Here is a 21,829-nt window from a genome sequence, read left to right as displayed (position 1 = left end):
CCAAGCTTCAGGCGAAGACGCCGCCATCGGCGTCGTCGCCGGCCTCTTCGAGCAGGCGGGACATGTCGGGCACGGTGACGTGGCGCTTGCCCTCGAGCTCGATAACCCCGTCCTTGCGCAGCGCCGAGATCTGCCGGCTCACGGTTTCCAGCGTCAGGCCGAGGTAATCGGCCATCGCCTCACGGGTCAGCGGCAGGTCGAAGACGATGTTGCCATGCGCCGTGGTCATGTTGATCGAGGCATCGCGGCGGGCAATGATCGACAGCAGCGAGGCGATCTTCTCGCGCGCGGTCTTGCGCCCCAGCACCAGCATCCATTCGCGCGCGGCGTCGAGCTCGTCGAGGGTCATCTCCAGCAACCGCTGGGCGATGTGCGGGGTCTGGCGCATCAGCTCTTCGAAGGGCGACTTGCGGAAGCAGCACATCACCAGATCGGTGGTCGCAACCACGTCATAGGCGGCATTGGAGCGGCCGGGCCTGCCGACGAAATCGCTCGGCAGCAGAAGACCCACCATCTGGGTGCGCCCGTCTTCCATCGTCTGCGTCAGGGTGGCTATGCCCGACACCACGGAGCCGACGAAATCCATCCGGTCGCCGGACCAGATAACGGTCTGGCCGGCCTCGAACTTCCGGTAGTACTTGATCTCTTCCAGGCGCTCGAGTTCATCCGACTCGCAGCGCGCACAGACGGCTCTGTGACGGATCGGGCACTCGGCGCATTCCTGCGAAACGGAGAGGCTGCGTTCGTTAAGCATAATTTTAGAACAATCCTGTCTACTGGCCCGACGGAAGATCGAAACGAATACGCGGTCTTGATCTGGGTCAAAGTTGCGCTAGTGGCTCCTTTCTAAATGTAAGCGCATGAACACTCGAACACAACTCTCGCGGTTGGGGCTCTTTGACGCGAAGGTCCCCCGGTACACGAGCTACCCCACAGCCCCGCATTTCTCGAATGCGGTCACACCGGGGCAATTTGCCTCCTGGATCGAGGCCGTGCCGGAAAACGGAACGGTATCGCTCTACCTGCATGTGCCGTTCTGTCGCAGACTTTGCTGGTTCTGCGCCTGCCGGACGCAGGGCACCGCGACGCTTGGTCCGGTGGAGACCTATGTCGAAACCCTCAAGGCCGAGCTCGACCTGCTCAAGCGGCACCTGCCGCGTGGCGTGAAGCTGTCGCGTCTGCATTGGGGCGGCGGCACGCCGACTCTGCTGTCGCCGGATCTCATGCGGGCGCTGATCGACAAGGTGCACGAGGTGGCGGAGTTCGCCGACAATGCCGAGTTCTCGGTCGAGATCGACCCCAACGAACTGGATGGCGAGCGGCTGGATGTTCTGGCCGCAGGCGGCATGAATCGCGCCTCGATCGGGGTGCAGGATTTCGACGAGGAGATCCAGCAGACCATCGGACGGCCGCAAGGCTACGACGTGACCCGCGAAGCGGTCGAGATGATCCGCGAGCGCGGCGTGCACAGCCTCAACGCCGATATCCTCTACGGCCTGCCGCACCAGACCCGCTCGCGCATCACCGAGACCGTGCAGAAGCTGCTCTCGTTCGCGCCGGACCGGGTGGCCCTCTACGGCTACGCGCATGTGCCGTGGATGGCCAAGCGCCAGCAGATGATCCCCTCCGAGGCGCTGCCGACTCCGGCCGAACGGCTCGATCTCTTCGACACCGCGCGCAGGCTCTTCGTCTGGGACGGCTATGCAGAGATCGGCATCGACCACTTCGCAGCGCCCGATGACGGGCTCGCCATCGCCCAGAAGACCGGGCGGCTGCGGCGCAATTTCCAGGGCTATACCGATGACACCTCCAAGGTGCTGATCGGGCTCGGGGCCTCGTCGATCTCAAAATTCCCGCAGGGCTACGCGCAGAACGCGCCTTCGACCGGCGTCTATACCGGGTCCATCCGCGACGGGCGCTTCGCTACCGCGAAAGGCCACGCCTTCAGCGGGGAAGACACGCTGCGGGCGCGGATGATCGAGATGCTGATGTGCGATTTCCGCATCCGCTCGGGCGAGCTGATGCGCGATTACGGCATCAGTGAGAGCGCGCTGAATGCCATGTTCAAGCGGGTGAACAATGCCTTCGAGGGGCTGCTGGAGATCACCGAAGACGGGCTTTTCGTGCCGGTCGAGGCGCGGCCCCTGACGCGGATGATCGCGCGCCATTTCGATGCCTATGACCTGTCCAAGGCCGGCCACAGCTCGGCGGTCTGATCTGATAGAGAGACGCGCCCGGCCCTTCGCGAGAGGGCCGGGCGTTTCCCGTTTCAGCCGGCCAGCTCGAAGGCGGCGGCAAAGAGCCTGCGGGTGTAGTCGGATTTCGGGCGCTCGAAGACCTCGCGGGCCTCGCCCATCTCGACCACGTCGCCCTGCTTCATCACGATGATCTTGTGGCTCATGGCGCGCACCACCTTGAGGTCGTGCGAGATGAACAGGTAGGCGAGGTCGTACTTGCGCTGCAGCTCGCGCAACAGGTCGACGATCTGCACCTGCACCGTCATGTCGAGCGCCGAGGTCGGCTCATCGAGCACAACCAGCCGGGGCCGCAGCACCATGGCGCGGGCGATGGCGATGCGCTGGCGCTGACCGCCGGAGAACTCGTGCGGGTAGCGGTGCTTGCTGGCCGGGTCGAGCCCCACCTCGCGCATCACCTCGTCCACCGCCTGAGAGGCAGGCTTGCCATCAGGCGAGCCGTGCACGCCCAGACCTTCTGCGATGATCTGTTCGCAGGTCATGCGTGGCGAGAGCGAGCCGAACGGGTCCTGGAACACGATCTGGATCTCGGAGCGCAGCTTGCGCAGCTGCCGGGTCGACCAGCCGCGCACGTCCTGCCCGCGATAGGTGATGCCGCCCTCGGACTGGATCAGCCGCATCATGGCGAGCGCCAGCGTGGTCTTGCCCGAGCCGCTTTCGCCGACGATGCCCACGGTCTCGCCGGCGCGTACGGTGAAGCTGGCGTCGTTCACGGCCTTCACGTGGCCCACGGTCTTCTTCAGGAACCCCTGCTGGATCGGGAACCAGATCTTGAGGTTCTGCGCGCTGGCAATCTCTTCCGATCCGGTCTCGACCGGATCGGGCAGTCCGGTGCTCTCGGCCGAGATCAGCATCCGGGTATAGGGGTGCCGCGGATTGTCGAAGATATCCTTGGTGCGGCCCTGCTCGACGATCTCGCCCTGCTTCATCACGCAGACCCGGTCGGCGAAGCGGCGCACGATGTTGAGGTCGTGGGTGATGAACAGGAGGCTCATGTGCTCGGCCTCCTTGAGCTCGGCCAGAAGCTCGAGGATCTGCGCCTGGATGGTCACGTCGAGCGCCGTGGTAGGCTCATCGGCGATCAGCAGGTCGGGGCCGTTGGCCAGCGCCATGGCGATCATCACGCGCTGCCGCTGCCCGCCCGAGAGCTGGTGCGGATAGGCCGAGAGCCGGCTTTCGGGATCGCGGATGCCCACCTTGTTGAGCAGGTCGATGATCCGGGCGCGCGCCTTGTCGCCGGTCAGACCCTGATGCAGGGCGATACTCTCCGAAAGTTGCTTCTCCAGCGTGTGCAGCGGGTTCAGCGAGGTCATCGGCTCCTGGAAGATGAAGCTGATATCGTTGCCGCGCACCTCGCGAAGAAGCTTGCCCGGCGCGCCGATCATCTCCTTGCCCTTGTAGGTGACCGAGCCCTCGACGCGGGCGGCATCGCCCAGAAGCGACACGGTCGAGAGCGCCGTGACCGACTTGCCCGAGCCCGACTCGCCCACCAGCGCGACGGTCTCGCCCTTTTGCAGGTCGAAGGAGACGCCCTTGACCGCGCGGGTCTCCTTGCCGTCCTGCCGGAAGCTGACGACGAGGTCTTTCACCTCGAGAAGCGTGCTCATGAGAAGGTCTTCCTCGGGTCGAAGGCATCGCGCACGCCTTCGAAGATGAAGACGAGCAGGGAGAGCATCAGCGCGAAGACGGTGAAGGCGGTGAAGCCCAGCCACGGAGCCTGCAGGTTCTGCTTGGCCTGCAGTGTCAGCTCGCCCAGAGACGGTGCCGAGGAGGGCAGGCCGAAGCCAAGGAAATCGAGGCTCGCGAGCGTGCTGATCGTGCCGGTCACGATAAAGGGCAGCATGGTGAGCGTGGCGACCATGGCGTTGGGCAGCATGTGGCGGAACATGATGGTGGCGTTCGACACGCCGAGCGCCTTGGCGGCGCGCACGTATTCGAGGTTGCGCGCGCGCAGGAACTCGGCCCGCACGACACCCACGAGCGCGGTCCAGCCGAACAGCACGGTGAGGATCACCAAGAGCCAGAAACTTCGGCCCAGGATCGCGAAGAGGATGATGATCACGTAGAGCGACGGAGTCGCCGACCAGATCTCGATCACGCGCTGGAAGATGAGGTCCAGCCAGCCGCCGAAATAGCCCTGCAGCGCGCCCGCGACGACGCCGATCAGAGAGGCGCTGACCGTCACGATCAGGGTGAAGAGGATCGACAGGCGGAAGCCATAGATCACCCGTGCGGCGACATCGCGCTTGGTGTCGTCGGTGCCAAGCCAGTTCTGCGCATTGGGCGGCAGGGGGGCGGCGCCGGGACGGTCGACGGGGGTGTTGAAGCTGTAGGGGATCGGCGGCCAGAGCATCCAGCCCTTGTCGAAGTCGCCCTCCAGCGTCTCGCCGGCATCCACCGCCTCGATCAGGCCTTCGGGGTCGTCGAAGCACATGTCGAGCCCGCCGGTCTTGATCAGGCACTGAACCTCGGGGTCGCGATAGACCGCCTCGGTGCGGAAATCGCCGCCAAACGCGGTCTCCGGGTAGAAGGAGAAGATCGGCATCCGGTACTCGCCGCGGTAGTTCACGAGGATCGGCTTGTCGTTGGCGATGAACTCGGCAAACAGCGACAGGGTGAAGAGGATGGTGAAGATCACCAGCGACCAGAAGGCGCGACCGTTCTTGCGGAAGTTCCGCCAGCGCCGCTGGTTCAGCGGCGACAGCGCGAAGCGGCCGGGTTTCGGCATCGGCGCCACCGGCTTGCCGGGCTCTGGGTTGGGGCGGATGCCGCCACCGCTCTCGCGGCCGTCATCGGTGCGCACGGGATCGGGCTCGTAGCTCATTTCAGCCCTCCCGCTTCTCGAAGTCGATGCGCGGATCGACCAGCACGTACATCAGGTCCGACAGGATGCCGACCACGAGGCCGATCAGGCCGAAGATGAACAGCGTGCCGAAGATCACCGGGTAATCGCGCGCCACCGCCGCCTCGAAGCCGAGCCGGCCCAGCCCGTCGAGCGAGAAGATCGTCTCGATGATCAGGCTGCCCGAGAAGAATACGCCGATGAACACCGCCGGGAAGCCGGCGATGACGATCAGCATGGCGTTGCGGAAGACGTGGCCATAGAGCACCCGGCGCTCGGTCAGGCCCTTGGCGCGGGCGGTCATCACGTAGTGTTTCTTGATCTCGTCGAGGAAGCTGTTCTTGGTCAGCAGCGTCAGCGTGGCGAAGGCGGCGATGGTCGAGGCGATCACCGGCAGCGCGATGTGCCAGAAATAGTCGGCGATCTTCGCGGGCCAGCTCAGCATCTCCCAGTTGTCCGACGTGAGGCCGCGAAGCGGGAAGATCTGCCAGTAGGAGCCACCGGCGAAGAGCACCAGCAGCAGGATCGCGAAAAGGAAGCCCGGAATGGCATAGGCCACGATGATCACGCCCGAGGTCCAAGTGTCGAAGGGGCCGCCATCCTGAACCGCCTTCTTGATGCCTAGCGGGATCGAGATGGCGTAGGCGATCAGCGTCGACCACAGGCCAAGCGAGATCGACACTGGCATCTTCTCTAGCACCAGATCGATGACGCTGATCGAGCGGAAGTAGCTCTCGCCGAAATCGAGCCGCATGTAGTTCCACAGCATGTTGAAGAAACGCTCGACAGGCGGCTTGTCGAAGCCGAACTCGCGCTCGAGCTCCTCGATGAAATCGGGCGGCAGGCCGCGGGCACCGGCATATTCGTCGCTTCCGCCGCCACTGCCGGAGGCGACCTCGCCGCCACCGCCGGCAAAGCCCTCGAACACGTCGCCCTGGCCTTGCACCTGGGCGATGATCTGTTCGATCGGGCCGCCGGGCACGAACTGCACCAGCGTGAAATTGATGACCATGATGCCCAGCAACGTGGGGATGATCAGCAGCAGTCGTCTTAGGATATAGGCGCCCATGGCCGGCTTACAGTGCTCCTGCGGCGCGCAGCTCGGCGGCCTTGTCTTCGTCCCACCACCACAGCGACATCACGCCGAGCCCGTAGGCGGGCGGGGTGTCCTCGTAGGGGCGGCTGTAGGCATCGAGATAGGCGATGTTGTGCACGCCCTTGTACCACTGTGGCACCCAGATGTGCATCGCCCGGAGCACCCGGTCGAGCGCATGAACCGCAGCGGTCAGCGCCTCGCGGCTCTCGGCATCGGCGATGGCGCGGATCAGCGTGTCGACGCCCTCGTTCTTCAGCCCCGCGATGTTCGACGAGCCGGGCACGTCGGCGGTTTCCGAGCCGAAGACCGAGCGCAGCTCGTCGCCCGGCGTCTGGCTCATGGCGAAGCGCTGGGTGACAATGTCGTACTCGAAGTTCTTCTGGCGCTCCTGCGCCTCGGCGGCATCAACCCGGTTGGCGCGGGCCTCGATGCCGAGGCGTTTGAGGTTCTCGATATAGGGGTTGATGATGCGCTCGAAGGAGGGGCTGTCATTGAGCACCTCGATGATCAGGCGCTCGCCATCCTTGTAGCGGAAGCCGTCATCGCCCACTTCCCACCCGGCCTCGTTCAGCAGCCGACCGGCCTGCCGCAGGGTGCGGCGGTCGGCGAGCTCGGTCGAGCTCGAGGTGGCCGGGGTGAAGGCCTCGTCGGTGAACACCGTCTCGGGGATGTGCTCGCGGATCGGCTCGAGCAGTTCCAGCTCGGCCTCGGACGGCATGCCGGTGGCCTGCAGGGTCTGGGAGTTTTCCCAGAAGCTGTCGGTGCGGTCATAAAGGCCGTAGAACAGGCTCTCGTTCGCCCATTCGAAGTTGAACGCCATGCCGATCGCTTCGCGCAGGCGAGGATCCTGGAACTTCTCGCGGCGCAGGTTGAACCAGAAGCCCTGGGTGCCGGCAGGGCGGCCGTCGGGGAGGGTCTCGACTTCGATGGTGCCCTCCTCGATGGCCGGGAAGTTGTAACCGGTGGCCCAGATCCGCGACTGGTACTCCTCGCGGTAGGTATAGGCACCGCCCTTGAAGGCCTCGAAGGCAGTTGTGTAATCGGCGAAATACTCGACGCGGAGGATGTCGAAATTGTTCTGGCCCACGTTCACGGGCAGATCCTTGGCCCAGTAGTCGTCGCGCAGCTTGTAGGCGACCGAGCGGCCGGGATCGACCGACAGCAGCTCGTAGGCGCCCGAGCCCATCGGCGGCTCGAGGCTGCTCTCGGCGAAGTCGCGGTCCTCGTAATAGGCCTTGGAGAAGATCGGCAGGCCGCCCGCGGTCATCAGCAGCTCGCGCAGCGGGCCCTCGGGATCGAAGGTGAACTTCACCGTGTGCTCGTCGAGCGCCTCGGCTTTCTCGATGTCGTTGAACTGCACGCGGAAGCTCGGCAAGCCCTTCTCGACGAGGATGTTGAACGAGAACACCACGTCTTCGGCGGTGACCGGCGTGCCGTCGCGGAACGTGGCCTCGGGGCGCATGTGGAAGATGATCCACTCGCGGCTCTCGGGGTATTCGACGCTCTCGGCGACGAGGCCGTACATGCTGTCGGGCTCGTCCAGCGTGCCGGTGAGCAGGCTGTCGTAGAACGCCGTCGACATGGCGGCGGCGTTGCCCTTGAGGATGTAGGGGGTGAGGCTGTCGAAGGTGCCGAACGCCCAGGTCGACATCTCGCCGCCCTTGGGGGCCTCCGGGTTCACGTAGTCGAAATGCGCAAAACCTTCGGGATATTTCAGCTCGCCGAAGGACGAGACGCCGTGCGAGGTGATGATGGTCTTGCCATCCTGCGTGCCGTCCTGGGCCAAGGCGCCCGGGGCCGAAAGCGCAAGGCTGAGAGCGAATAGCGCTGATCCGAGGGACAGGGCGGGTCGGGCGGTGGCGGCGCGCGTCATCGTTCGGATCATCTGGGCTCCCCTTGCTGGCGGCTTCTTCCGTGCCGGTTGATGTAAGCTAAGGGTGCGCGGCGACCACATTCAAGCGGTGTTTGCTAGAGTTTGCGTGAACGACGCGCGATTTCGCCGTGTCGCGGCGGCGCTGTGCGAGACAGGAAAGCGCAACGAAAAAGGCCGCGGCGAAGCGCGGCCTTTCGGAATTCGAAACCCGATCTCTGGGATCAGTTGGTGCCCTGAAGATAGGCGATCAGGTTCACCCGGTCGGCCGGCTTGTTGAGACCTGCAAAGCTCATCGTGGTGCCCGGCGCGGTGTTGCGCGGGCTCTCGAGGAAGGCGAACAGGTTCTCGGGGCTCCAGACGTCGCCCACCTGGTCGAGCGCGCCGGAGTAGCCGAAGCCGCCAACGGCGCCGATCTCGCGGCCCACCACACCATTCAGGTGCGGGCCGGTGGCGTCGGAGCCATCGAGCTTGTGGCACGCGCGGCACTTGCCGAAGACACGCTCGCCGGCACCGGCATCCGCCTCGGCCATCAGCGTGGCGAAATCCACTTCCTCTTCCGGTTCGGCAGCGCCTTCGCTGCCGGTGTCGATGACGTATGCAGCCGCGTGCTCCTCACCGTGGCCGCCACCCGTGCTGTAGAGTGACTCGCCAACCCAGTTGCCCAGCAGGTAGATCAGAAGCGCACCGCAGAGTCCGCCTACCGCTTTGGTAATCGTCATCGTGTCAAACATATGCTGTGTGTCCCAAGAATGTCCTCCGGCCGGTGTCTACGGCTTCCCTTGTCGTCTGGCAAGGTATAGAAGCCGCGACCAATCGCGCAAGAGGCCATTGCGCATCGATAAAGAGAGAATTGGACGCACCCATGACCGATCGGATCGCCTTTCAGGGAGAGCTTGGCGCCTATTCGCACGAGGCCTGCCGCGATGCCCGGCCCGACATGGAGGCGCTGCCCTGCCACACCTTCGAAGAGGTGATCGACGCGGTGCAGAGCGGCCGCGCCAAGCTCGCGATGCTGCCGGTGGAAAACACCACCTATGGCCGGGTGGCCGACATCCACCGTCTGCTGCCCGCAAGCGGCCTGCGCATCGTCGACGAGGCCTTTGTACGGGTGCATATCAGCCTGATGGCGTTGCCCGGGGTGAAGCTCGAAGAGTTGAAGAAGGTGCGCGCCCATCTGGTGCTGATCCCGCAGGCGGCGAGCTTTCTCGAAAAATACGACATCAAGGGCGAGGCGGCGGCGGACAGCGCCGGTGCGGCGGCCGAGCTGGCCGAGGGCGGGATGCGCGACGAGGGCGTTCTGGCCTCTGACCTCGCCGCCGAGACCTATGGGCTCGAGATCCTTGCGCAGCATATCGAGGACCACGCTCACAACACCACGCGCTTCCTGATCATGGGCAAAGAGGCCGACCTGACGCGCCGCGGCACCCATGGCATGATGACCACCTTCATCTTCGAGGTACGCAACATCCCGGCGGCGCTCTACAAGGCGATGGGCGGCTTCGCCACCAACGGCGTCAACATGACCAAGCTCGAGAGCTACATGGTCAACGGCTCCTTCACCGCGACGCAGTTCTACGCCGATATCGAGGGCCATCCCGAGGATCCGGCGGTTAAGCGCGCGCTGGACGAGCTTGAGTATTTCACCAATCGACTGGAGATTCTCGGCGTCTATCCCCGCGATCCGCGGCGCGACTGACGCTCCGGGAAGGGGAGACGACATGGACGACACCCAGATCATCGCGCGGGTCAGCGCGACCCCGGCGCGCCGGGTCATCGGCGTGGGCACGCTGGCCGCCCTCGGTGCGCTGCTGCTGTGGCTGCTGGTGGCCGAGCCCCCGGCCGAGATCTATTGGCAGGCGGTGCTTCTGCTGCTCGGCGTCGCGGCGCTGTGGATGGCGCAGATGATGTGGCGTGCCACCGGGCGCGACCTGATCCTCACCGAGCACGGGCTGAGCGACAGCTCCGGCGCGATGCTGGCGCGGGTCGAGGACATCGCCAAGGTCGACCGCTCGATGTTCGCCATGAAGCCCTCGAACGGCTTCCTGATTCAGCTCAACGAGAAACAGCCGCGCGCCTGGCAGCCCGGGCTGTGGTGGCGGATGGGCAAACGGGTCGCGGTGGGCGGCGTCACCGCCGGGCGCGACACCAAGCCGATGGCGGATGCGCTGTCGATGCTTGTGGCGCGTCACAAGGGTGAGGCGCAGTTCTAGCGCGCTGCTCTGACCGCGAGCGCCGCCCGCGACCGACGGGCGTCCTTGCCGTCAGGGCCGCCCGTGACCGTTGCCATTCCCGCGACCGTGGCCGCGATTGGGCTCGACGTTGTTGGAGCCGTCCTCATTGCTGCAATCCGTCGCGTTCTCGGCGTTGTTGTTGCACAGCGATCCGCCGGGAGCGTCCTGGTCGCCATTGCCCCAGCCGTTGTTCTCGTTCTGCTGCCGCGCAAACAGCACCTGCGGCGCATAGCGCGGATGCGTGAAGCTGTAGGTCTTGAGCTCGAGCGGATCGAGGCCGACGTTGAAGATCGGGTAATAGTCCTCCCTGGATTCGACCATGATCACCTGGCCGTTGTTGGCCATGTTCGGCAGGCGGTTCGCGTAATTTTCGGCATCGTTTCTGTTGAGCTCTTCGTAGTCGCCGCGCGCGGCCGACCAGACCACGGAATATCTCCGATTGTTGGCGTTGTACTCGACCACGCTGATCCGAAGATCGGCGCCGTAGCGCCCGGTCAGTTCATCGGGTTCGGTGACGTTCTTGGTCAACACGCCGAACAGCTTGAAGCTGTTGTCGATAAAGGTGTCGTCGATTTCCTCGGTCTCGCGCGAGAGCATGTCGCCGATGGCGTAGTTGGCCTTCTGGTTGACCGATTGCTGGCGGAACACATCGAAATAGACCCACGCTGCGCCGAACAGCACGAAGAGCACCGGCAGCATGAACATCACCTCGATGGTGACGTATCCCTCGTTGTCTCGGCGGAACTTGCGGAGAAGGGTCTTGATCGTTGTCATATTCATGTCTCTCTCCTCCTTTACATCGGCTCGTGAACGAAGGTGGAGGTCGACACCACACCGGTAAAGCCGTTCTCATCAAGCTTCACGGGGGACCCGATGCGCGAGACCGGGGTGATCGGCTTGTATTTGTAGCAGGCCCGCAGGAGCATGGTTTCATGCTCTTGGCCAAATTCGAAAGTCCGCTGCGGCGTCACGTCGAGCGCGACATCGGTGCAATCGATGCTGGACGGCGGGTCGGTCCAGTCGCGCATGTCGAGGCCGATCATCTCGAGATGCAGCATCGTGCTGCAATCGCCGAGAATCGTCGTCCGGTCGCAGATCATCTGCTTGAGCTGCGCATGAGTGTAGGTGTGGCCGGTGCCGAGCTTTACTTCGCGCACGGTCAGATCCAGCGCCCGCTCGAGTTGGGTGTGGCGCAGCGTCATCGCGCCGACCTCGATGGTCGACAGGGCGATGCCCACCATCATCGGCATCCAGAGCGCGAAGGGGACGACCGCTGAGCCGTCTTCGCTCTTGCGGAAGCGGCGGAGGGTCTTGGCGATGCGGGCGATCATTGGGTCAGCCTCAGCTGGTTCAGCGTCTGGGCAATGGTCGAGAAGGCCTCGGAGATCTCGACGCCTTCGACGCGGAAGAAGTGTGCCGGCGAAGAGGCGCAGCTCTCCATCACGTTGGCCCCGTGGTCCGACACCTCGAAACCGATGGACCAGATCAGAATGCCCTGCCTCTTGGCGGCGGTACAGACACTGCTGAGCAGCGTGTCGCCGGTCGCAGCGTCATATTTCTGGTAGTAGAAGCTGCTGCGGTTCCACGAGTTCACGTAATAGTTCAGGTAGTGCCAGAGGTTGTACTGCGACCAGTGCTCGACCTCGTTCTCGTCGTTGTAGGCCCAGTTCTGGATCCGGAACGAGCGGTCGTGCTGGCCGTCGGTCATCAGCACGATGGTCTTGAGCACGTCGGTATCGGAGTAGGCGACCGGCCGGCCCTCGAACACCGCGTCGACGGTGCCGTCGGCGATCATGCCGGACGCGATGGGCCGGGTCGACGGGTCGAGCAGGGCGCTGGCCCATTTCATGCCCATGAAGATCGAGGTGCCTGCGCGCGGCTGCAGCTGGCTGATCTGCGTCTTGAGCGCGCCCGCGTCCTGACTCCAGGGGCGGATCTGCTCGTAGGCGTAGCGCGGGCAGACCGTGTCTGTCAGCGAGTTGCTGCCGGAATAGTTCCACTGGAAGTGCTGCATCTGATCGTAGGTCAGCGAGAGGTCGAGCGCCGCCGAGTTGAAGGCGCTGTTCGGCATCTCGAGGCAGTACGAGTCGTCGTGCATGTAGTTCACGTTGAGATAGCTCAGGATCTCGGGTCCGGCATTCACGTGCTCGGAGTAGGGCACCAGCGAGATCGACACGAGATCCTCGGAGCCGTCGTCGAGCAGCGTATCGACGAAATCGGACGCGGCTGTCTGGAGCTCGGCCATCTTGTCGCCGTCATCCATCGAGCCCGAAATGTCGAGCACCATCGAGACCTCGACCTTGTTGATGCGCTCCATCGCCTGCGAGTGGCCGCCGGCCTGCATGTTTTCGATGCCGATCAGCTGCATGAAATTCGACGGCATGGTGCGGTAGCCGTCGGCGGTGACGGTGCGGTAGTTCAGCCCCTCGTCGACATTGACCGAGACCAGCGCATCGGCCAGGCTCATCTTGGACATGTAGTCTTCGACGACGCCTTGCGCGTCGAGCTCGTTGTCGAGGTCGGCGGCCGCAAGCACCGCGCGGTCGAGCGTGTTCTGGATCTTGGTGCGCTGAAGCTCGGCATACATCATGTCGATGCCGATGCCGCCGAAGATCATCATCAGCAGCGACAGGGCGACCGCCATGATCGTCATGCTGCCCGATTCGGCCCGGCGAAAGCCCTGAAGCTGTGCGACGAGAGCGGACACAGCGGTATCCGTCCGTCGGAGGCACGCGCCTCCGAAAGCAAAAATCTGCTTCATTTTCCCGACTCCTTCCCCCCGGAATTTTTCCGGGAAGCCCCACTCGATACATTCCTGCGACGGCATTGGTTATGCCCCGCCATCATGGCCAAATTGGGGCCAATTTGATGGTAAACTCTTGCAACTACTGAGCTTGCTGCGGACAAAACCGGCCGGACTTTCGGCGTTGTTGCGGCGCTGAGGACAATGCCCCGCGCTAGCGCTAATGAACCATGAATTCCGCTTCTCGAATCCGGCGCAAAAAGGGTTTTGCCAAACGATTCTGGCAAACTAGAGTTAACGCCAACAGCCGATCATGACCCGCAACAGGGCAGGCGGCCGAGGGAGGAGATACCATGTGCGCAGCACCGGCGAATGAGCCGACGTTCCGCGAGAGCGTCGATCTGATGTTCAATCGGGCTGCGGCCCTGATGGACCTGCCCCCGGGGCTCGAGGAAAAGATCAGGGTCTGCAACGGCACCTACACGGTGCGCTTCGGGGTAAGGCTGCGCGGCCAGATCCACACCTTCACCGGCTACCGCGCGGTGCATTCCGAACACATGGAGCCGGTCAAGGGCGGCATCCGCTACGCCTCGGCGGTCGATCAGGACGAGGTCGAGGCGCTGGCGGCGCTGATGACCTACAAATGCGCCCTGGTCGAGGCGCCGTTCGGCGGCTCCAAGGGCGGGCTCTGCATCAACCCGCGCGATTACGACGAGTACGAGCTCGAGCAGATCACCCGGCGTTTCGCCTACGAGCTGATCAAGCGCGACCTGATCAATCCGAGCCAGAACGTGCCCGCCCCCGACATGGGCACCAGCGAGCGCGAGATGGCGTGGATGGCCGATCAATACGCCCGCATGAACACCACCGACATCAACTCGCGTGCCTGCGTGACGGGCAAGCCGCTCAATGCGGGCGGCATCGCCGGTCGGGTCGAGGCGACAGGGCGCGGCGTGCAATACGCCCTGCGCGAGTTCTTCCGCCATCCCGAGGATGTCGCCGTCGCCGGCCTTTCGGGCAAGCTCGAAGGCAAGCGGGTGGTGGTGCAGGGGCTCGGCAACGTGGGCTACCATGCCGCCAAGTTCCTGTCCGAGGATGACGGCGCGCTGATCGTCGGCATCATCGAACGCGACGGCGCGCTCTACGATCCCAGTGGCCTCAATGTCGAGCGGGTGCGCGACTGGCTGGTGCGCCATGGCGGGCTGCGCGGCTACCCCGAGGCCAACAGCGTCGCCGATGGCGGCAGCGTGATGGAGAGCGACTGCGACATCCTCATCCCCGCGGCGCTCGAGGGGGTGATCAACCTTACCAACGCCCACAACATCCAGGCCAAGCTGATCATCGAGGCCGCCAACGGCCCGATCACCGCCGGCGCCGACGACATCCTGCGCAATCGCGGCACGGTGATCATTCCCGATCTCTATGCCAATGCCGGTGGTGTGACGGTCAGCTATTTCGAATGGGTGAAGAACCTCAGCCACATCCGCTTCGGCCGGATGCAGCGGCGGCAGGAGGAGTCGCGCCACCAGCTCGTGGTCGACGAGCTCGAGCGGCTCGATCACATGCTGGGCGACGCCTGGAGCCTGACGCCGAGCTTCAAGGAAAAGTACCTGCGCGGCGCCGACGAACTCGAGCTGGTGCGCTCGGGGCTCGATGACACCATGCGCATCGCCTACCAGTCGATGCGCGAGGTGTGGCACGGGCGCGACGATGTCACCGATCTGCGCACTGCCGCCTTCATCGTCGCCATCGACCGGGTGGCGAGCAGCTACCGCGCCAAGGGGCTCTGAACCCGGGCCGGGCAGAGCCTTGCCGGGGCGGCGTGACAGCGCCGCCCGCCCGCGCTATGGCTCTGGCCGTCGAATTCACAGCAGGAGCCCGCGCCATGATCCTTCGCCTGACCCTCGCCCTTGGTCTTCTGGCCAGCCTTCCCGCCGCCGCCGATGCGCAGCAGGACAAGGCTGCCGCCTGCGCGGAGTCCGCGGGCATCGTCATGCAGGCGGTCGAGGCGCGCAAGCAGGGGGCTGCAAAGTCGAAGGCCCGCGCGGCCCTGCGCGAGCAGATCGGTGACCGTGGCGCCGGCGATATGCTGGCCGACTGGATCTGGTCGCTGCCCGAGGATCAGCTTACCGACGAGGTCGGCGCGGCGTGGGAGGCCCAGTGCCTCGCGCAGTGATGCGCGGTCAGGTGCCGTGTATTTGAGACAAGCTGCTCAGACCATCTGGACTCGGCTCGCCGCTGGCCCGATATTCGCAACATGAGTCTGCCCCCCGGTTTCCTAGACGAGCTGCGCAACCGCACGAGCCTGGTTCAGGTCGTGGGGCGCAAGGTCATGTGGGACAATCGCAAGTCCAACCAGGCCAAGGGCGACATGTGGGCGCCTTGCCCGTTCCACCAGGAAAAGTCGGCCTCGTTCCACGTCGATGACCGCAAGGGCTTTTACTACTGCTTCGGCTGCCACGCGAAGGGTGACGCGATCTCCTTCGTGCGCGAGAGCGAGAATGTCGAGTTCATGGAGGCGATCGAGATCCTTGCCCGCGAGGCCGGGATGCCGATGCCGGCGCGCGATCCGCAGGCTGCCAAGAAGGCCGACCGCCGCGAGCAGCTTTCCGAGGTCATGGAGCAGGCGGTGCGCTTCTTCCGCATGCAGCTGCGCGCCGGCGCCGCCACCGAGGCGCGTGCCTATCTCGACCGGCGCGGCCTCAAGGAAGACGTGCGCGACCGCTTCGAGATCGGCTTCGCGCCGGAGGGCTGGCAGAATCTCTGGGATCACCTGCGCGGGCAGGGCGTGGCCGAGGACCTGATCCTCGGCGCGGGGCTGGCCAAGGCCTCGGACCGGGGCAAGGCGCCCTACGACGTGTTCCGCAACCGCATCATGTTCCCGATCCGGGATGCCCGTGGCCGCGCCATCGCTTTCGGCGGCCGCGCCATGGATCCGCGCGACAACGCCAAGTACCTCAACTCACCCGAGACCGAGCTCTTCGACAAGGGGCGCAACCTCTACAACCATGCGCCTGCGCGCGAGGCGGCGGGCAAGGGCCAGCCGCTGATCGTGGCCGAAGGCTACATGGACGTGATCGCGCTCTCCGAGGCCGGGTTCGGCGCCTCGGTGGCGCCGCTGGGCACGGCGGTGACCGAGACCCAGATGCAGCTGCTCTGGCGCATCACCGACGAGCCGATCGTGGCGCTTGATGGCGACAAGGCAGGGCTGCGCGCCGCCTACCGGGTGATCGACCTCGCCCTGCCGCTCTTGCAGGCGGGCAAGACGCTGCGTTTCGCGCTGATGCCCGAGGGCAAGGATCCGGACGACCTGCTGCGCGCCGAAGGGGCGGGGGCGGTGAGCAAGGTGCTCGAGGGCGCTATGCCGATGGTGCAGCTTCTCTGGCGGCGCGAGACCGAGGGCAAGGTGTTCGACAGCCCCGAGCGCAAGGCGGCGCTCGATGCACGGCTGCGCGACGTGCTGCGCCAGATCCAGGACCCGGGCCTGCGGCGCCATTACGGTGACGAGATCAAGGAGCTGCGCTTCCAGCTGTTCCGCCCGCAACGCCCCAAGCGGGCGTTCGGCGGCGGCGGCGCTGGCGGCCCGCGCCGTGCCTGGAATGCGCCCGCGCCACCAAGCGCCAGCGTCAAGAGCTCGCTGCTGGTCGCCGCCGGCGACACCGCGGAGAACGAGCTGCGCGAGGCGGTGATCCTTGCCGTGCTGCTCTCGACGCCCGAGCTGATCGCCGAGTTCGAGCAGGGGCTGGAAATGCTCAACTGTACCGACCCGGTACGCGCCTCGCTGCGCGACGTGCTGTTGCGCAACAATGCCGACAGCGCCGCCGCCCTGCGCGAGGAGGCGGAGTACAGAATCGGGCCCGAGCCCCTTGAAAACCTGCTCGCGGCACGCCATGTCGCGGTCGTTCCCTGTGTGCGACGACCCGGTGACATCGAACTGGCACGGATGACCGTGGCCGAGGAGTTGTCGAAGATCACCGCGCGCTCCGGCGCCGCGGCCGAGATCGCCGAGGCCGAAGAAGACTTGGAACACCTCGCCGACGAGGCGCTGACCTGGCGCCTCGCCCAGGCCGCAAAGGCCCGCAACGAGGCGGTGCTGCGCAAGGACGAGGGCGAGATGGATTACGATTTCGGGCCCAACGGGGCCCGATTGGACAAGGACGAACGAGACGCCTTCAAGGCGCTAACGGAACAGATTCGCTTTTCCAAGCACGGGAACTAACTGTGCGGAGAGGGAAAACTGGAGGAAAACGGGGTAAACGGGTGGCCGAATCAGTTGATTCCCCCCATGATTCGCAGCAACGAATCAATCTATCCTTTGCGACCGCCGGCCAGTCCGGCCGCCTCCCTTTGACGGAGCTCTAAATGGCAGCCAAAGACAACGACGACGCCAAGCCGGAAACTCAGGACGATGCTCACAGCCTCGACATGAGCCAGGCCGCGGTCAAAAAGATGATCGCCGAGGCGCGCGAGCGTGGCTACATCACCTACGACCAGCTCAACCAGGTCCTTCCCCCCGATCAGGTCTCGTCCGACCAGATCGAGGATGTGATGTCGATGCTCTCGGAAATGGGCATCCAAGTCACCGAGGAAGACGAAGAGGCCGAGGAAGACGCCAACAAGGGCTCGACCGAACTGGTCGACGCCTCCAAGGGGCGTGACGTCGCGCTGTCTTCGGGCGCCAATGAAAAGCTCGACCGCACCGATGACCCGGTGCGCATGTACCTGCGCGAGATGGGCTCGGTCGAGCTGCTGTCGCGCGAGGGCGAGATCGCCATCGCCAAGCGCATCGAGGCCGGCCGCAACACGATGATCCTCGGGCTTTGCGAAAGCCCGCTGACCTTCCAGGCGATCACCATCTGGCACCAGGAACTTCTCGAGGAAGAGATCCTGCTGCGCGACGTGATCGACCTCGAGACCACCTTCGGCAACCAGATGGACGAAGAGGGCGGGCTCGAGGAGCCGGTTGTCGACGCCACGGCCGCCACCGCTGAAAAGCCCAAGAAGGACGAGCCGGAATACGACGCCGACGGCAATCCCATCGCCCGCGACGATGATGACGACGACGAAGAGCAGGCCAACATGTCGCTCGCCGCGATGGAGGCCGCGCTCAAGCCGCGCGTGCTCGAGACGCTCGAGCGCATTGCCGGCGATTACGAGCAGCTCGCCGCCATGCAGGACGCCCGCATCAGCGCGACGCTGAACGAGGACGGGTCGTTCTCGCAGGCCGACGAGGCCCAGTACCAGCAGCTCCGCTCCGAGATCGTCGAACTTGTGAACGGCCTGCACCTGCACAACAACCGCATCGAGGCGCTGATCGACCAGCTCTACGGCATCAATCGCCGTATCATGTCGATCGACTCGAGCATGGTGAAGCTTGCCGATCAGGCCCGCATCAACCGTCGCGAGTTCATCGACGAGTATCGCGGCCACGAACTCGACCCGAACTGGATCGAGCGCATGTCGGAGAAGCCCGGCCGCGGCTGGCAGATGCTGATCGAGCGTTTCGAGGACAAGATCGAGGGGCTGCGTTCGGACATGGCGCAGGTCGGTCAGTATGTCGGTCTCGATATCAGCGAATTCCGCCGCATCGTCGGTCAGGTGCAGAAGGGCGAGAAGGAGGCGCGCCAGGCCAAGAAGGAAATGGTCGAGGCCAACCTGCGCCTGGTGATCTCGATCGCCAAGAAATACACCAACCGCGGGCTGCAGTTCCTCGACCTGATCCAGGAAGGCAACATCGGCCTGATGAAGGCCGTCGACAAGTTCGAGTATCGCCGCGGCTACAAGTTCTCGACCTACGCGACGTGGTGGATCCGCCAGGCGATCACCCGTTCGATCGCCGACCAGGCGCGCACCATCCGTATCCCGGTGCACATGATCGAGACGATCAACAAGCTGGTCCGCACCGGCCGCCAGATGCTGCACGAGATCGGCCGCGAGCCGACCCCGGAGGAGCTGGCCGAGAAGCTGCAGATGCCGCTCGAGAAGGTCCGCAAGGTGATGAAGATCGCCAAGGAGCCGATCTCGCTCGAAACGCCGATCGGCGACGAGGAAGATTCGCAGCTTGGCGATTTCATCGAGGACAAGAACGCCATCCTGCCGCTCGACAGCGCCATTCAGGAAAACCTCAAGGAGACCACCACCCGCGTGCTCTCTTCGCTCACCCCGCGCGAGGAGCGGGTTCTGCGGATGCGTTTCGGCATCGGCATGAACACCGACCACACGCTGGAAGAGGTCGGCCAGCAGTTCTCGGTGACGCGCGAGCGGATCCGTCAGATCGAGGCCAAGGCGCTGCGCAAGCTCAAGCATCCGAGCCGCTCGCGCAAGCTGCGCAGCTTCCTCGACCAGTAAGGCCCGCGCGGGCCGGGAAGGAGAGGACAGATGTCGCTCTTGTCGCGTCTCTTCGGCGGTGGCGGTCCGAAACCGGAACCCAAGGCCGAAACCATCGACTACAACGGGTTCCGGATCACTCCGGAACCCATGCCCGCCGAGGGCCAGTTCCGCATCGCGGCGCTGATCGAGGCCGAGGTCGATGGTGAAATGAAGACCCATCACCTCGTCCGTGCCGATGTCATCCGTGACCGGGAAGATGCCGAGCAGGCCTCGATCCGCAAGGCCAAGCAGATGATCGACGAGCAGGGCGCGCGGCTCTTCGGCTGAGCGCGCCCCAAGGCTTGACGGCGGGGCAGGGGCCGCTAACTCCGGCTCATGCCTGATTATCGCACCACCTGCCAGATCCATGCCGCCGTGCTCGCGGCGCTGTTCGCCACCTACCTGCTGCTGCCCTTCGCGCCCTTGTGGGTGTTCGGGCAGGAGGCTCTGCCGGGTGCCGTCTTCATGACGCGCCGTGCCTCGGTGGTCTTCCTTGGCATCGCGGCGATGCTCATGCTGTCGCGTAACGCGCCGCGCTCGGAGGCGCGACAGGCGATCGTGATCGGCCTGATCATCGTCTATCTCGGGCTCGCCTTGATCGGCGCCCAAGCGACGCTGCGGGGCGTCGCTGGCTGGCTGACATGGCTCACGGTCGCGGCCGAGCTGGTGCTGGCCGCGAGCCTCGTTCCGCACCTGCGCTCGCGCGAGACGGCCTGACAGACGCTTTCGTCCGGAGCAGACACTGAAAGGCCCTCGCGATGGTTCGCGAGGGCCTTTCTCTTTGCGGCTATGACGGGCCTCAGCCGCTCGGCACGACGAAGACTTCCTGCACATTGGCGCGCTTGTTGGCGCCGAGCGCGTAGACCACGGCCTCGGCGATGTCCTCGGGCTTGAGCTTGTCGGGCTTGGCCTCGTCGAAGAACGGCGTGTCGACCATGCCGGGCGCCACCACGGTCACCCGTGCGCCCCACTCGCGGAACTCCTCCGCGAGATTGCCACCATAGCCGTGCACGAACCACTTGGTCGCGCTATAGACCGAGCCCTTGATGTGGGTGCGGCCCGCCGCGGAGCCGGTCAGCAGCAGGTGCCCGCCATTCTTTTTGAAGTAGGTCGAGGCGGCCTTGGCGGTCCACAGCACGCCCATCACGTTGAGCTGGACCATGCTCTGCCACTCCTCTGGGTCACCGGCCAGTGTTCCAGCGCCCGAGACGCCCATGCCGGCATTGGCGAAGGCGGCATCCACATCGCCGAAGTGTTCGGCGAGCTTGGCCATCGCCTTGGTCTGCGCCTCGAGCGAGGTGGCGTCGCCCGGAAGCGCCAGCGCTTGCTCGCCAAGCTCGTCCACCAGCGCCGAGAGTTTATCCTCGGAGCGGGCAAAGAGGCCGACATTCCAGCCGGCCGCGACCGCCTTGCGCGCGGTTTCGGCGCCGATGCCCGAGCTTGCGCCAGTGATGAAGAGGGTCTTGCGGGTCATATGAAACCTCCGTTTTTCTTCTGTCCCACAACGCCTGTGAGGTCGTGTGGTTGCGGATGCTCTCAAACTGGTCGGAACCCTGCCGCGCCAGACTGCGTTAAATGGGCAACAACGGAGGATCTTCTGCCATGACCCGCCTTTTCGTCCTGACCGCCGCAGCCACCTGCGTTTCCGTCGCCGCCTTCGCTGCGACCGAAGCGCTGATGACCGACGAGCCCGAGGTGATCGAAATCAGCGTGTCGGCGGACGAGCTTGCAGACTGCCGCGAAACGCTCCGCGAAGTTGGCCAGATGCCCGCAGTGACCGATGGCGGCTCGCCGATCCTGTTTGACGACACCGCCGACCTGCCGCAGGTTGCCTGCGTCGTGAGCGAGGCCTGATCGCCTCGGCTGGCCGCCCGCCTGCTTCCGCGCTAGAAAGTGGGTAAGGGGGCACGCATGGCGCAAACGACATTCTCGATACAGACCAGTGGGCAAGGGCTCTACGACTTCACTCGCGAGGTGGCGAGTTGGGTCTCTGCTCAAAAGCGGGACGACGCGCTGCTCACGCTCTTTGTGCGCCACACCTCTGCCTCACTGCTGATACAGGAGAATGCCGATCCCGAGGTGCAGACCGACCTGCGAAACTACTTCCATCGGCTGGTGCCGCCTTCGAGTGATCCGTCGATGGACTACCTCACCCATACCTACGAAGGGCCGGACGACATGCCGGCCCATATCAAGGCTGCAATGATGCCGGTTTCGCTATCGATCCCGGTCAGCCGGGGGCGCATGGTGCTTGGGACGTGGCAGGGAATTTACCTTTTTGAACATCGGGATGCAGCGCACCGGCGCGAGGTCGCCGCACATCTTGCCTGAGGGCTGGGCGCTGACACCCCCTCATCTAGTTGCTCAATTATCCTCTACCCAATCTCTGGCGGCTCCCTATAGTGGCTGTGGATAAGTGG

Annotated in this window: 21 protein-coding genes; 11 read left to right on the top strand and 10 right to left on the bottom strand. The window is 64.8% G+C overall.

All coding sequences use genetic code 11. The features are described from left to right. Nucleotides 1–7: 7 nt before the first annotated feature. Nucleotides 8–754: a transcriptional regulator FnrL gene (fnrL, locus tag R2601_RS02915; protein WP_007793291.1), complete on the bottom strand. Its 747-nt coding sequence runs from the start codon at nt 752–754 to the stop codon at nt 8–10. A 106-nt stretch (nt 755–860) separates the two neighbouring features. Here fnrL and hemN point away from each other — a divergent pair, with 106 nt between their 5' ends. After that, a complete protein-coding gene (hemN, locus tag R2601_RS02910; RefSeq protein ID WP_040544315.1) occupies nt 861–2,216 on the top strand; it encodes an oxygen-independent coproporphyrinogen III oxidase in 1,356 nt (451 codons plus the stop codon). A gap of 53 nt (nt 2,217–2,269) precedes the next feature. Here the strand turns inward: hemN and R2601_RS02905 are convergent, their stop codons facing one another. From R2601_RS02905 to R2601_RS02885, 5 genes are all read right to left on the bottom strand, one after another. After that, nucleotides 2,270–3,862: an ABC transporter ATP-binding protein gene (locus tag R2601_RS02905; protein ID WP_007793285.1), complete on the bottom strand. Its 1,593-nt coding sequence runs from the start codon at nt 3,860–3,862 to the stop codon at nt 2,270–2,272. After that, a complete protein-coding gene (locus R2601_RS02900) occupies nt 3,859–4,983 on the bottom strand; it encodes an ABC transporter permease (protein WP_040545067.1) in 1,125 nt (374 codons plus the stop codon). Before R2601_RS02900 ends, R2601_RS02905 begins: the two co-directional genes overlap by 4 nt. Nucleotides 4,984–5,080: 97 nt before the next feature. Beyond that, nucleotides 5,081–6,166, bottom strand: coding sequence for a microcin C ABC transporter permease YejB (locus tag R2601_RS02895; protein WP_007793278.1), 1,086 nt, complete (start codon nt 6,164–6,166; stop codon nt 5,081–5,083). A 7-nt stretch (nt 6,167–6,173) separates the two neighbouring features. Beyond that, nucleotides 6,174–8,078 carry an extracellular solute-binding protein gene (locus tag R2601_RS02890; protein WP_040544314.1) on the bottom strand — a complete coding sequence of 635 codons (1,905 nt, stop codon included), beginning with the start codon at nt 8,076–8,078 and terminating at the stop codon, nt 6,174–6,176. Between the two features lie 209 nt (nt 8,079–8,287). Next, a complete protein-coding gene (locus R2601_RS02885) occupies nt 8,288–8,797 on the bottom strand; it encodes a c-type cytochrome (RefSeq protein WP_007793272.1) in 510 nt (169 codons plus the stop codon). A 131-nt stretch (nt 8,798–8,928) separates the two neighbouring features. On the opposite strand from R2601_RS02885, the gene R2601_RS02880 reads away from it, so the two are divergent. Next, entirely contained in the window at nt 8,929–9,762 is an 834-nt protein-coding gene (locus R2601_RS02880; protein WP_007793269.1) for a prephenate dehydratase, read from the top strand. A 22-nt stretch (nt 9,763–9,784) separates the two neighbouring features. Further along, entirely contained in the window at nt 9,785–10,276 is a 492-nt protein-coding gene (locus tag R2601_RS02875) for a hypothetical protein (RefSeq protein WP_007793266.1), read from the top strand. Between the two features lie 51 nt (nt 10,277–10,327). Here R2601_RS02875 and R2601_RS02870 read toward each other — a convergent pair whose 3' ends face one another. Genes R2601_RS02870 through R2601_RS02860 form a run of 3 tightly spaced genes read right to left on the bottom strand, consistent with a single transcriptional unit; the run spans nt 10,328 to nt 13,004 of the window. Beyond that, nucleotides 10,328–11,077, bottom strand: a complete 750-nt coding sequence (locus R2601_RS02870; RefSeq protein ID WP_007793263.1) for a TadE/TadG family type IV pilus assembly protein — start codon at nt 11,075–11,077, stop codon at nt 10,328–10,330. 14 nt (nt 11,078–11,091) lie between these two features. Further along, nucleotides 11,092–11,628, bottom strand: coding sequence for a TadE/TadG family type IV pilus assembly protein (locus R2601_RS02865; RefSeq protein ID WP_007793260.1), 537 nt, complete (start codon nt 11,626–11,628; stop codon nt 11,092–11,094). Further along, nucleotides 11,625–13,004, bottom strand: a complete 1,380-nt coding sequence (locus tag R2601_RS02860; RefSeq protein WP_224887934.1) for a TadE/TadG family type IV pilus assembly protein — start codon at nt 13,002–13,004, stop codon at nt 11,625–11,627. The genes R2601_RS02865 and R2601_RS02860 overlap by 4 nt, the downstream gene beginning before the upstream one ends. A 389-nt stretch (nt 13,005–13,393) precedes the next feature. On the opposite strand from R2601_RS02860, the gene R2601_RS02855 reads away from it, so the two are divergent. The 6 genes from R2601_RS02855 (at nt 13,394) to R2601_RS02830 (ending at nt 20,126) form a co-directional block, all read left to right on the top strand. Further along, the gene (locus R2601_RS02855) at nt 13,394–14,830 is read left to right on the top strand and encodes a Glu/Leu/Phe/Val family dehydrogenase (protein ID WP_007793254.1); all 1,437 of its coding nucleotides are present in this window, start codon (nt 13,394–13,396) and stop codon (nt 14,828–14,830) included. A gap of 95 nt (nt 14,831–14,925) precedes the next feature. Beyond that, nucleotides 14,926–15,216 carry a hypothetical protein gene (locus R2601_RS02850; RefSeq protein WP_007793252.1) on the top strand — a complete coding sequence of 97 codons (291 nt, stop codon included), beginning with the start codon at nt 14,926–14,928 and terminating at the stop codon, nt 15,214–15,216. Nucleotides 15,217–15,297: 81 nt separating this feature from the next. Beyond that, nucleotides 15,298–17,259: a DNA primase gene (dnaG, locus tag R2601_RS02845; protein WP_007793246.1), complete on the top strand. Its 1,962-nt coding sequence runs from the start codon at nt 15,298–15,300 to the stop codon at nt 17,257–17,259. Nucleotides 17,260–17,402: 143 nt separating this feature from the next. Beyond that, nucleotides 17,403–19,388, top strand: a complete 1,986-nt coding sequence (rpoD, locus tag R2601_RS02840; protein ID WP_007793243.1) for an RNA polymerase sigma factor RpoD — start codon at nt 17,403–17,405, stop codon at nt 19,386–19,388. Between the two features lie 30 nt (nt 19,389–19,418). Then, a complete protein-coding gene (locus R2601_RS02835; protein WP_007793240.1) occupies nt 19,419–19,697 on the top strand; it encodes an HlyU family transcriptional regulator in 279 nt (92 codons plus the stop codon). A gap of 48 nt (nt 19,698–19,745) precedes the next feature. Further along, a complete protein-coding gene (locus R2601_RS02830; RefSeq protein WP_007793237.1) occupies nt 19,746–20,126 on the top strand; it encodes a hypothetical protein in 381 nt (126 codons plus the stop codon). An 82-nt stretch (nt 20,127–20,208) separates the two neighbouring features. Here the strand turns inward: R2601_RS02830 and R2601_RS02825 are convergent, their stop codons facing one another. After that, on the bottom strand, nt 20,209–20,883 hold the full coding sequence (locus R2601_RS02825) for an SDR family oxidoreductase (protein ID WP_007793235.1): 675 nt from the start codon (nt 20,881–20,883) through the stop codon (nt 20,209–20,211). 128 nt (nt 20,884–21,011) lie between these two features. Between R2601_RS02825 and R2601_RS02820 the strand changes: the two genes are divergently transcribed. Further along, entirely contained in the window at nt 21,012–21,263 is a 252-nt protein-coding gene (locus tag R2601_RS02820; protein ID WP_007793232.1) for a hypothetical protein, read from the top strand. A gap of 57 nt (nt 21,264–21,320) precedes the next feature. Then, nucleotides 21,321–21,740 carry a secondary thiamine-phosphate synthase enzyme YjbQ gene (locus R2601_RS02815; protein WP_007793229.1) on the top strand — a complete coding sequence of 140 codons (420 nt, stop codon included), beginning with the start codon at nt 21,321–21,323 and terminating at the stop codon, nt 21,738–21,740. Nucleotides 21,741–21,829 lie beyond the last annotated feature (89 nt).

It is taken from the genome of Salipiger bermudensis HTCC2601, from assembly GCF_000153725.1.
GTDB classification, from domain to species: domain Bacteria; phylum Pseudomonadota; class Alphaproteobacteria; order Rhodobacterales; family Rhodobacteraceae; genus Salipiger; species Salipiger bermudensis.
Note: the sequence above shows the minus strand (reverse complement) of the source record. Positions and strands in the feature narration are given on the sequence as shown.